Here is a 12,348-nt window from a genome sequence, read left to right as displayed (position 1 = left end):
AAGTGGATGCTAACAGGTAAAACAGAAACATGAATCATACAGAACACGCAAGTGCCCTTATTCAGAGTGATGCCGTAACCTTCGGTTTGTTAATCATGCTATTGGCTGGTATTTTCTACACCAGCTCGTCGTCGAAACCAATTTTTGCCAAGTTTTACAAGGTGGTGCCCATGTTGCTGCTTTGTTATTTCCTGCCCAGTTTGTTAACGACCTTCAAGATTGTGGACGGCGAAAATTCCAATCTGTACTATGTGGCCTCGCGCTATTTGTTGCCTGCCAGTTTGGTGTTGCTCACCTTAAGTATCAACCTGAAAGAAGTGTTCAAATTGGGTAGTAAGGCGCTGATCATGTTTGTGACCGGTACGCTGGGCGTGGTTATCGGTGGCCCGATAGCCATTTTGCTTGCTTCGGCCATCAACCCCGATTTGGTTGGCGGCGCCGGCCCCGAGGCCGTTTGGCGGGGAATGACCACCATTGCCGGTAGTTGGATTGGCGGGGGAGCCAACCAGGCGGCGATGTACGAAATTTTTAAACCCTCCGATCATCTGTACTCTATCATGATTACTGTGGATGTTTTAGTGGCTGAAGTGTGGATGGCGCTCATCCTGATCGGTGTGGGCAAATCGCACCGCATCGACCGCTTTTTTAAGGCCGATGCCACGAGTGTTAATCAGCTGAAAGACCACATGCACGAGTTTAGTCAAAAGATTGCCCGCATCCCCAGCACCACCGACCTGATGGTGATCCTGGCCATTGGGCTGGGAGTAACCGGTCTGGCTCACCTGGCCGCCGATTTTATTGCTCCTTATATTGAGCTGCATGCGCCGGCATTGAATAAATTCAGTCTCACCTCGAAATTCTTTTGGCTGATTATTCTGACAACAAGCATCGGTATTGGCTTGTCGTTTACCAAACTCCGCAATTACGAAGGGGCAGGAGCCTCAAAAGTGGGAACGGTGTTCATTTATATTCTGGTGGCTACCATTGGTATGAAGATGGACGTGTCGAAGATCTTCGATAATATTGGTTTGTTTGCTGTTGGAGCCATCTGGATGGCTATACATGTTGGCTTGATGATTCTGGTGGCCAAACTGATAAAAGCCCCCTTCTTCTTTTTGGCCGTGGGTAGTAAAGCCAATATTGGCGGTGCTGCCAGTGCGCCCGTTGTGGCGGCTGCATTTCACCCTGCACTGGCGCCGGTGGGAGTGTTGCTGGCCGTATTGGGGTACGCACTTGGTACCTACGGAGCATGGATGTGCGGGCTACTGATGCAGGTGGTGGCGCAATAGCAGCTGGAAGCAATTCATGATCCCGGAGAGTTGTGACGCGGGTAGAATCCGGGGAGCATTGCCAGCCAGCACCGGTCACGGATGGTCGTCAAAAAAAGGCGATGCCGGACTAAATCGTCGGATCGCAAGTACAGGTCTTCACCTTCAGCAGCTTTCGGAACAGCAACCGGCGATGAAGTGTTGGAACTCAGGGAGCCCTTTAATTCTTACGGTGCTCCCACTCAATTAGGTCGCCCTTGTGGGTGTTGTTTTTCCAGTTTAGGGGTTGCAGGTTGTCCAGCTCGTCGGAGCCGCCATTGCTAACCGGGTTAATGTGGTCAACTTCCCAGCCGTGTTCTGATTCGCGGTTGCCGTACTGCGAGTATTGCATTACTTTTCCGCATACGTCCCAGCGCCATTCCTCGGGGGCGAAATTGGGAATTGGCCGTCCTTTTTCCCAAACGGCCTGCTTGGTGGTTTCAGCCCAGGAATTTCCTTTTTTGTCTGTGTTGTAATTTCGAGCCATGTTGTTCTGTTTTATCAGTTTTTGTTTGTAGCCAAGCAGCATTCGGCTGATTGGTTTGGAAGTTGAAGTTATGAAATGTTCCGGATTAAAAATCAAAAGCTGCTTTACAATATCTTTGCCCCTCTGTCGGGCGGAAGTCATTTCCGGAAATGAAGGATCAAAGTGGTGTTGCGCGATGGTGTGGCGATTGAACAGCCTTCCCGTTGGTCCGGTGAGCTGTAAAATTTTCAGAAAGGCTCCGGTAACTGTTTTGGATGCTGTGAAATTTTCACCCAGGCAACACGTCAGCAACGAATGCCAATTGAATCCGGAAATGCTGTAAAGGAGATTTTATGCTTGCATTGACGAATGCCGGAAGCCGGAAAACGCCGTTTTTTATTTCAATTCATTATAAATAGAAAAGAAAAATGTGCTGTAGAGCATAACGAGGATGAAATGTCTCTACATTTGCAGCCTCGTTTTTAAACATTAGTTTATGAAAAAGCTGTTTCATCCTAAATTATTTAGTGTATTACAACAAGGATATTCCAGGGAGCAGTTCACCAAAGACCTTTTTGCCGGTATTATTGTCGGTATTGTAGCTTTGCCTTTGGCGATTGCCTTCGCGGTAGCCTCGGGAGTGTCGCCCGAAAAGGGGTTGATCACCTCGATTGTTGCCGGGTTTATTATTTCGGTGCTGGGGGGTAGCCGTGTGCAGATTGGTGGCCCAACCGGTGCTTTTATCGTTATTGTTTACGGTATTCTGCAAACTTATGGTCTCGATGGATTGATCATATCAACCATCCTGGCGGGTTTCTTCCTCATCGCTTTCGGTTTGCTCCGACTGGGCTCCCTGTTGAAATTTATTCCACACCCACTGGTTGTTGGGTTCACCAGCGGTATTGCCCTGGTTATTTTTACCACTCAGATTAAAGATGCCCTGGGCTTGCAGCTCGAAGATATGCCATCGGAGTTTTTGGCTAAGTGGGGAACTTATTTCTCCAATCTCGATCAGCTCAATCCTACGGCTTTGGTGATTACCGTTGTGACCATCCTGATTTCGGTTTATTTTAAAAAGATCACGACCAAGATTCCCGGCTCGTTTGTAGCTATTGTGCTGGTAACAGCGGTGGTTCAGTTGGTGGGAATGCCAGTAGCGACGATTGAAACCGTGTTTGGCGATATTCCGCAGACGATTAGCCTGTCGGTGCCCAGCCTCGACTTTAGCCAGCTGCATTTGTACCTGGCACCAGCCCTGACGATCGCTCTGCTGGGCGGTATTGAAAGTTTGCTGTCGGCAGTGGTATCCGATGGGATGATCGGGGGGAACCACCGTTCCAATACCGAACTGATTGCCCAGGGAATTGCCAATGTGGTAACGCCCTTCTTTGGTGGAATTCCCGCAACCGGAGCCATCGCGCGTACAGCGACCAATGTGAAAAATGGCGGACGTACGCCGGTCTCGGGAGCTATCCATGCGGTGACCTTGCTGTTTATCATGCTCTTTTTTGGTGGCCTGGCCAAGCTCATCCCCATGTCGTGCCTGGCCGGTATCCTAATTGTGGTGTCGTACAATATGAGCGAATGGCGCTCGTTTGTGTCCATTCTGAAAGGATCAGCCTTCGATATTCTGATCCTGCTGGTGACCTTCTTTCTGACTGTTTTGGTCGATCTGACCTTCGCTATCGAAATTGGTATTGTCCTCTCGGCCTTACTGTTTATGAAACGAATGGCTGATGCAGGCGCAAATCCGGAGTTCGAAATTGACTCGGATGTGTTGGAAAATTATTCTGATTTGCCCAAGGGGATTGGTATTTACGAAATTAGCGGGCCCTTCTTTTTTGCATCGGCCAAACAATACAGTTCAACACTGAAGCTGATTGGACTGAAATCGCAAGTGCTGATTATCCGCATGCGCCACGTGCCGTTTATCGACTCAACCGGTTTGCATAACCTGAAGGATGTGGTGAAGCAAATCCAAAACAGTGGCACCAAAGTCTACCTGTCGGGTGTTCGACCCAATGTGATGAAAGACCTGGATAAAGGACAGCTTTTCGAGCTGATTGAACGCGACAATGTGTTGTCGGCCTTCGACCAGGCCTTGTATAAAGCCGCTGAAGGGTTGAAACAAAAAGCAGTTTAATCGCGGAACATTTGTTTCACAATTTTAGCTTCGGTTAAAAATGAAAGTCCCTGCTGATTGCTGGTTCCGGTCATTACAGCCTGAATCAGCAATTGGCCGGCATTTTCGCGGGCGCCCCAATCCACTAAAAAGCTGGCGCCGGCTCCTCCTTGATCTTCCTGGTATTCCACTACAAATTCAATTGATTCCAGCGGCTTCAGTAAAATCGTTGAGTCGATATACTTCCGTAACTGCTTGCCGTACGAATCGTTATAGTTCGCGCTAAAAACATAGGCCGTATCGGTTAGTGATGTATTGCGGATACTAAGCGTTGAGGTGAGCAGAAAGCGCTTGGTGCCATCGATATGGTAAATGTCAGAATAAATGGGGACGTAGTTGGTCTCCAGGTAATTAACGGCGTTCGATTGCAGGTCGACAAAAGTGTACTTGTGACTGGGGTGCTGCATTTTCTTCATGTTTTCAGCCTTTTTCTGCGGCTGGCAGGCGCCAATCAGCAAGGCCGCCAGTATTAGGGAATAAGAGATTTTCATAAACGATCGAATTATACCGGTTTATATTTATTAACAATAACATTGAATGATGCCAGGGCATCTTGCCCGGGGCACTCAAGAGCAAAGGCATTGGGGCGTCCCGTTCAACACGTGTTGGCCTTTCATTTCGATTGCAAAAGCTGCTACTTCCACCGGGGAATTGATGCGGCAGATTTTTTTCCTAATTTAGCAAAGTCTGCACAGTTAACCTTAATTCTACAACGATAAGTTTTGCTATGAACTACACATCCTGTTTGCTTTGTTTGCTGCTGTTGGTTTGGAAGCCCTCGCTATCGCAAGAACGCTATCGCGAACAAATTGCCGATTCGGTGGTGATGGACACTTACAGTTATGCCGAAAAAGATGAGCAGGTGCTGGATCTGGATTTGTACCAGCCTGCCTTCGACGGCGCTTACGACCGGCCGGTGCTGGTTTATATTCATGGTGGAGGTTTTGCTGGCGGCGCGCGTAACGAGGCCTACATCGTTGATTTTTGTCGGCAGATGGCCGCCTGTGGCTATGTCGTTGCTTCGGTCGACTACCGGCTTACGCGCGCCGGAAAGGATACGGGCTTTGGCTGCGAGTGCCCGGCAGAAGAAAAGCTGAACAGCTTTCAGTCCGCAGTTGAGGATGTGCAGGATGCGACTTATTTTTTGATTGAGCGTTGGGAGCAGTTTGCCATCGACCCCCATCAGATTATCCTGGCTGGCAGTAGTGCCGGAGCCGAAACGGCACTGAACACGGCTTTTCAGCCGCCTTATTGCTATGGGCTCGACTCGGGGCCAGTGTCGTACGCCGGGGTCATTAGCATGGCCGGAGCTATTCCGGATACAAGCCTTATTTATAACGACTCTGCCGTTCCCGCGCTCTTGTTTCATGGCACCGACGATGAGCTGGTGCCCTATGCTACGGCTCCGCATCACTTTTGTGATGAAACTGCTCCGGGCTATCTGCTTTTAGATGGTTCGCAAACAATTGCAGAACGTTTGCAGCAGCTGGATAAGCCCTATTGGTTTTTCACACTGTGCGGAGTCGACCACCAGGTGTATCGCTCGGCGATGACCGATTACCGGGATGAAATCATTCAATTTTGTTACGACTATGTGCTGAAGGGATCAGCCGAACAACGCAATACGGTTGTTGAGCAGCAACAATCTACCCATAAATTTGCCTTTAACAGATGTAATTCCGACGATGATGATACCCGTGAATAAAAAGAAAAGCCTACTGATTTTGATGTTATTGGTGTCAGTTGCAGCACAGGCAATCGATCTGAAAGTGATGAGCTGGAATATCCGCTATAATAATCCGGATGATGGTGAGAATGCCTGGCCTTTGCGCAAAAAGCAGGTGAGCGAGCTGGTGCTGACCTATGCGCCCGATGTGCTTGGCGTGCAGGAAGCATTGCTGGGACAGGTGAACGATCTTGCCTCTCAATTGCCTGGCTACGATTGGGTAGGGGTAGGCCGCGACGACGGAAAAAATGCCGGCGAATATGCACCGATTTTTTACGACTCACGGCGCTTTCAGCTTAAGGAGCAGGGCTGGTTTTGGCTATCCGAAACGCCTGATGTGCCCAGCAGAGGCTGGGATGCGGCCTTGCCCCGGATCTGTACTTACATTAAACTGGAAGAGTACGACAGCCACCGCAACTTCTGGGTGTTTAACACCCATTTCGATCACGTGGGAGATCAGGCTCGTAAGGAAGCGGCCAAATTAATTTTCGATAAGATCCGAACACTCAATAGAAAGGATAAGCTTCCGGTTATGCTGACCGGCGACTTCAACCTGGAACCCGACAGCGATCCGATAAAATGGTTAGCCCGCAAAATGAACGATAGCCGCGACGAAGCAGCCGAGCCGCTAGGCCCGGAAGGCACGTTCAACGCGTTCGATTTTAACAGTGCGCTCGACAAACGTATCGACTACATTTTTGTGAACCGAAAGGTTGACGGCGTCGGGAAATACAGTGTGCTGTCCGATTCGTACGATCAGAAATATCCATCGGATCACCTGCCTGTTTTTGTTGAACTGTGGTTTAAGTAGTCCAAAAATCTTGTTCTTGCTGAACAAATTCCGCAGCAAACTGTCCTGACGGTTATGAAATCAGATTTTATAATTGTTGGGCAGGGGCTTGCCGGAAGTTTACTGAGCTATGAACTGTTAAAGCGGGGCCAAAAAGTGGCGGTGATTGATTCGCCGGATTACCGGAAGGCCTCGGAAGTGGCTGCCGGTCTGGTGAATCCGGTTGTTTTTCGACGTTTAACGCGCAGCTGGCTGGTGGATGACCTCTATCCACAGTTGGCGAGTACCTTTGCCGAGCTGGAGGAGCTGCTGGGCTGCCGAATCTTTTACCCGATGAAAATTCGCAAAGTTTTTGGCTCGGGGGAGGCAAGCTTCTGGCAGAAGAAAGTTGCCGACAATGAGTTGGCTGAATACCTGAACGCAGCGCCCGATTTTACGCGCTACCCGGAGTTGAAACTCGAGCAGGGTAGCGGCTGGGTTGAAAAAGCCGGACGGGTGGATCTGGAAACATTCCTGGCCGCTTATCGGTCGTGGTTGAAGGCAAAGTGCTTGTTGTACGAGCTTAATTTCGAATACGAGCGGATGATCCTGCATCCTGGCCGGGTGGTGTACGGGCCGCTTGAAGGACGCAAGCTCATTTTTTGTGAAGGTTACCGGGCCTCGCAGAATCCCTTCTTTCAACAGATTCAATTTAAACATACCAAAGGGGAAGTGCTCAATCTGGTGGCAGACCGTTACCGGGCAGATTTTATTCTGAATAAGGCTTTTTTCCTGATGCCCACAGGCGGGGGCGAATTTCGGCTTGGCGCAACCTATGATTGGGATAATTTGGATGAAGAACCAACGGAAGCCGCCCGAGATGAGTTGACGGGAAAGCTGGAGCAGGTTTTCAACGGACACTACCGGATTAGCGGTCAACGGGCAGGCATTCGTCCTACTACGCACGACCGCAGGCCTGTTGCGGGGCTGCATCCCGATCATCCGCAGCTCGGAATTTTTAATGGCCTGGGCTCAAAAGGCTGTATGCTCGCGCCCTATTTTTCCCGGCAGTTGGCAGCCCACCTGATTAATCCATCCGTGCCACTTCATCCACAAGTTGACCTAAGACGGTATTGCTAGCGAGCAAGGCGATTTTCGAAGGCGGAGACCGGTGTCCTCATCGGATGGATTTTGCAACTGTTGCCGGGTGCACCGAAGCATCGGTTGCGATCAGCTTGGGCAATTAACCAGTACGTGAATGGCTTTTCAGAATAGTAAGTTTTACTTTTCCGGTTTTAAATTGAAAATATCCTTTGTACATTTGAGTCCACTTCTTCACCCTTAATCCCGTAATAATGGCCTTGTAGGGGTGTTGGATGAAGGATGAAGAAGCTGTAACCTAACGAAACAAATAACTTATGCTATCAGGTATCAAGAAATCCTTGTTTCTTTTTGCTGCGCTATTGTTTTTTATGCCGGCGATTGCTCAAGTAGAAGTCACTCAGTTATATGTTGAAAATAAGATCAATCCGACGGGGATTGATGTGTTGTATCCGCGCCTTTCGTGGACCCTGGAATCGTCGAAGCGGAACATGAGGCAGTCGGCTTTCGACATTCGGGTGAGCGAAAGCCTGGAGTCGCTGCAGAAGGGAGTCGATCTGATTTTCAGCACCGGCAAGATCCCTTCCGATCAGTCGGTTTTTGTCCAGTTTACCGGTAACACGCTCAAGCCCGGACGCAAGTATTATTGGCAGGTGCGCGTGTGGGATCAGAATGACAGAGCCTCGAAGTGGAGCACGCCTAACTACTGGATCATGGGGCTGATGGGCCCGCAGCACTGGCAGGCCAAATGGATAGAGGCGGGAGTGCAGGACCGGAGCAGTCGCCAATCTCCGATTATGCGCAAAGAGTTTGCCCTTCAGAAGCCGGTTCGGCTGGCGGTGGCTTTTGTCACAGCTCGCGGGATGTACGAAGCCGAGATAAACGGAAAGCGCGTTGGCGATTTATACCTCACCCCGGGGTGGACCAGCTATAATAAGCGATTGCAGTATCAAACCTTCGATGTGACCGATTTGCTGAATGAAGGTAAGAATGCCATTGGTGTGACCCTGGGCGACGGTTGGTACCGCGGGAAACTGGGTTTCAACCCCAAACCGGACAACTATGGGAAGGAGTTGGCGCTGTTGTTTCAGATGCAGGTGATTTATACCGATGGTACTACCGAGCAGATTATCTCCGACGGCAGCTGGCTTTCATCGCGGGGGCCGATCTTATCGTCCGAAATTTATGATGGCGAGCAGTATGATGCCCGTTTGGAGCAGGAGGGCTGGTCGAAACCGGGCTTTGTGGATGTTGATTGGGCGGCCATCCGGTTGGCAAATTACCCGGTTATCAACTTGGTTACCACCGAAAATGAACCGATTCGCAAGCAGGAGAAATTTTCGCCTGTAAAAATACTCACCACGCCCAAAGGCGAAAAGGTGCTCGATTTTGGGCAAAACCTGGTGGGCTGGGTGCAGGTGAAAGCGACAGGCAAAGCCGGCGATCAAATACGCATTCAGCACGCCGAAGTGCTGGATAAAGAAGGAAATTTTTACACGGCCAACCTGAGGACGGCTAAGCAGACCAACAGTTATATCCTGAAAGGTGGAGGAGAGGAAATTTTTGAACCTCATTTTTGCTTCCAGGGCTTTCGTTACATTAAAGTTGAAGCCTATCCCGGCGAGTTAAAAGCCGAGAATTTTACAGCTTTTGCGCTTTATTCGGATATGCAGCAAACCGGCAGCTTTTCGTGTTCCGATGACTTTGTAAACCGATTACAGCACAATATTCAATGGAGCCAGCGCGGCAATTTTCTGGATGTGCCAACTGATTGTCCGCAGCGCGACGAGCGTCTGGGCTGGACCGGCGATGCTCAGGCTTTTGCGGCAACGGCAGCTTTCAACTTCAACGTAAATAGTTTTTACGCCAAGTGGCTGAAGGATCTGGCTGCCGACCAGGCTGCCGATGGCAGTGTTCCCAATGTGATCCCAAACATACTGGATGAGCAATGCAGCCCGGGCTGGGGCGATGTGGCTACGATTGCACCTTGGGTGATGTATCGCACCTACGGCGATAAGGTATTGCTGGAAAATCAGTACGAGAGTATGAAAAAGTGGGTGAAGTACATCCAAAACAGTGCGCAGAATAATTTGTGGAAGCCGAAGCAGTCGTTCGGCGACTGGTTGTTTTACCGTCCCGAGGATGATAACAGCGGGCGAGCCGCCGCAACGGATAAAGATTTGATTGCGCAGTGTTTTTATGCCCATTCTACGCAGCTGTTGATCAACGCGGCAAAAGTGCTTGAAAAGAATTATGAAGTGAGCTATTTCGATTCGTTGCTGACCCATATAAAAGATGCCTTTCTGCACGAATATGTCACTCCTGCCGGGCGGATGGTTTCCGGAACACAGACAGCTTATGTGCTGGCTTTGCAGTTCGATATGTTGCCCGAAGCCATGCGCGCCGATGCAGTAGAGCGCCTGGTGCAAAATATTCATGACTATGGCGATCACTTAACGACTGGATTTTTGGGCACTCCCTATTTGTGTCACGTCTTGTCGCGTTTTGGGCACAGCGATCTGGCTTATCAGCTGCTGTTGGAGAAATCGTACCCTTCGTGGTTATACCCGGTTACCATGGGGGCCACCACGATTTGGGAACGCTGGGATGGCATTAAGCCTGACGGAACGCTCCAAACCCCGGGGATGAATTCTTTTAATCATTATGCTTATGGTGCAATCGGCGAGTGGATGTATGGCGTTGCTGCGGGTATTCAGTCGGCACCCGAAGTGCCCGGATTTAAGGAAATTCAGATTAAACCGGTTGTTACGCGAAGGCTGAATTTTGTAGAAGCCGAATTTCAAACTTATTATGGCAAGCTTGTGTCGCACTGGCAATGGGAGCAGGGGCAGCTGCTGTTTCAGCTTAGCATACCCGTGAATACAAGCGCCAGGGTTTTTATCCCGGCGCAATCGGTCGATCAGATTCGCGAGGATGGCAGAGCACTGCGTTCGCATCGTGATCTGGAACTGATCGGTCAGGTAGATGGTTATGTGGAGGTGATGCTTGGCTCGGGGGACTATGAGTTTCAGATCAGCCGCTAGATGGCCGCTAATCGGGCAGTTTGTTGGTGTATTTCATCAATACGCTGATATTCCCTGTTTTTCGGTAGTTTATCCCCCATAAAAAGGTAAAATGTCGGTCGTTCGAGAGCAGTTGACCCGCTATTTTTGCTATTGTTGATGAGTGTATATTTTTTAACAAGCGAAGACCTATGAACGTATTTAAACCTTTATTGTCCACGATGCTCGCCGCATCATTTTTTGTTGCTACTTCGTGTAGCCAAACTAAAAAAGCAGATCAGCAACGTCCGATCGAGTTGGGAATAAAACTCGCTGATTCGGATATGGCCCGCTTTCCGGATGCCTCGATGCTGGACTGGAGTTCGAAACCCAAATGGAGTTACACGCAGGGATTGGTTAGCCTGGCCTTGCAGCGTTTAACCGATGAAACAGGAGATCAGAAATACTACGATTATGGCTTTGCTTATGCCGATAAAATGATTGGCGAGGATGGTTCGATTAAAACCTACAAGAAGGAAAAGTATAATTTGGATTTGGTGAACTCGGGAAAGATTCTTTTCCAGATTTATGCGAAAACCGGCGAACAACGCTTCAAAACGGCTATGGATACGCTTTATGCCCAGTTGGAAAGTCAACCAACGACCTCGGATGGCGGTTACTGGCATAAGAAAATCTATCCTTACCAGATGTGGCTAGATGGTGTTTATATGGCCGACCCTTTCCATGCGCAGTATGGCAAAGTATTTAATAAGCCCGAGGCCATCGATCATGCCATGCATCAGGTTTTCACCATTCAGAAACATACCCACGACAGCATTACCGGCTTAAATTTTCACGGTTGGGACGAAAGTCGCGAACAAGCGTGGGCCGACTCAGTTACCGGTCTTTCGCAACATGTGTGGGGACGGGCACAAGGTTGGTATGCCATGGCTTTGGTCGATATTCTCGACTTTGTGCCGGAAGATCATCCGCAACGAGCCGAGTTTATCGGGATCCTGAAATCGGTTTATGCAGCAATTCTGAAAGCGCAGGATCCCACAACAGGTGTTTGGTGGCAGGTAATGGATGCTCCCGGTCGGGAAGGCAACTATCTGGAGTCGACCTGCTCGTCGATGTTTGTATACGCTTTTGCTAAAGCAAACCGGATGGGCTATGTGGATGATAGCTACATGGAAGCGGCGAAAAAGGGATTTGACGGCATTGTCAGGAATTTTATTAAAACCGAGGAAGATGGAAGTCTGTCGCTCACTCAATGTTGTGCTGTGGCTGGTTTGGGCGGTAATCCCTATCGCGACGGATCGTTTGAGTACTACACGTCAACAGAAATTCGGGATAACGACCCCAAGGGTGTTGGCCCCTTTGTGATGGCAACCATTGAATTGCAAAAAGATTTAGATCAGCATACAAAATAAATGTCAGATTCAGAAATAGAGTAGATATTGCAGAGGGTGGCTATGACGATAGCTGCCCTTTTTTTGAAAGTCTTACCACCCAGAGGCGCTAAGTTGCAAAGCCAATACTTGGTTTTGATGAGAGGTGGAACGACAACCCGACAACTTGTGAAAACAACGACAACAGTATAGTTGAAAGAATCCTAAACTTTCATCCCTGTTGGTGATTCCCCGGAATCATGTAGGTCTTTTTTGAATCTACTCCAATAGCATCCCTCCGGGATAGCACGAAGCTTCCGGGGCGCCTGTCATCATCGATAAGAACCAGTCTGAAATTGCTTCGGTGCATGTTTTGTGACGACAAGCCGGCAACATCTGACAAG

9 protein-coding genes are annotated in these 12,348 nt (G+C 49.3%); 7 read left to right on the top strand and 2 right to left on the bottom strand.

Annotation, left to right across the window (positions count from 1 at the left end; translation table 11 throughout):
* The first annotated feature begins 29 nt into the window (after positions 1-29).
* Complete coding sequence (locus C8N47_RS02075) at positions 30-1,289, top strand: DUF819 family protein (protein WP_107820865.1); 1,260 nt, start codon at positions 30-32, stop codon at positions 1,287-1,289.
* A gap of 199 nt (positions 1,290-1,488) precedes the next feature.
* Here C8N47_RS02075 and C8N47_RS02070 read toward each other — a convergent pair whose 3' ends face one another.
* Positions 1,489-1,794, bottom strand: coding sequence for an HNH endonuclease signature motif containing protein (locus tag C8N47_RS02070; protein ID WP_107821091.1), 306 nt, complete (start codon positions 1,792-1,794; stop codon positions 1,489-1,491).
* Positions 1,795-2,269: 475 nt separating this feature from the next.
* On the opposite strand from C8N47_RS02070, the gene C8N47_RS02065 reads away from it, so the two are divergent.
* Entirely contained in the window at positions 2,270-3,916 is a 1,647-nt protein-coding gene (locus tag C8N47_RS02065; RefSeq protein WP_107820864.1) for a SulP family inorganic anion transporter, read from the top strand.
* Here C8N47_RS02065 and C8N47_RS02060 read toward each other — a convergent pair.
* The gene (locus C8N47_RS02060) at positions 3,913-4,446 is read right to left on the bottom strand and encodes a DUF3124 domain-containing protein (RefSeq protein ID WP_107820863.1); all 534 of its coding nucleotides are present in this window, start codon (positions 4,444-4,446) and stop codon (positions 3,913-3,915) included. The genes C8N47_RS02065 and C8N47_RS02060 overlap by 4 nt on opposite strands.
* Positions 4,447-4,682: 236 nt before the next feature.
* Between C8N47_RS02060 and C8N47_RS02055 the strand changes: the two genes are divergently transcribed.
* The 5 genes from C8N47_RS02055 to C8N47_RS02035 all read left to right on the top strand — a co-directional run bounded on the left by C8N47_RS02055 (position 4,683) and on the right by C8N47_RS02035 (position 11,986).
* Entirely contained in the window at positions 4,683-5,660 is a 978-nt protein-coding gene (locus C8N47_RS02055) for an alpha/beta hydrolase (protein WP_107820862.1), read from the top strand.
* A gap of 22 nt (positions 5,661-5,682) precedes the next feature.
* Entirely contained in the window at positions 5,683-6,492 is an 810-nt protein-coding gene (locus C8N47_RS02050) for an endonuclease/exonuclease/phosphatase family protein (protein WP_211316014.1), read from the top strand.
* A 54-nt stretch (positions 6,493-6,546) separates the two neighbouring features.
* Positions 6,547-7,590 (top strand): NAD(P)/FAD-dependent oxidoreductase, encoded by a 1,044-nt coding sequence (locus tag C8N47_RS02045; protein ID WP_107820860.1) that lies wholly within the window; start codon positions 6,547-6,549, stop codon positions 7,588-7,590.
* 278 nt (positions 7,591-7,868) lie between these two features.
* Entirely contained in the window at positions 7,869-10,595 is a 2,727-nt protein-coding gene (locus C8N47_RS02040) for an alpha-L-rhamnosidase (protein WP_107820859.1), read from the top strand.
* A gap of 170 nt (positions 10,596-10,765) precedes the next feature.
* Entirely contained in the window at positions 10,766-11,986 is a 1,221-nt protein-coding gene (locus tag C8N47_RS02035; protein ID WP_107820858.1) for a glycoside hydrolase family 88/105 protein, read from the top strand.
* Positions 11,987-12,348 lie beyond the last annotated feature (362 nt).

This window comes from Mangrovibacterium marinum, from assembly GCF_003046625.1.
GTDB classification, from domain to species: domain Bacteria; phylum Bacteroidota; class Bacteroidia; order Bacteroidales; family Prolixibacteraceae; genus Mangrovibacterium; species Mangrovibacterium marinum.
The sequence above is the reverse complement of the archived record's forward strand: the minus strand, read 5'-3'. Positions and strand labels throughout refer to the sequence as shown.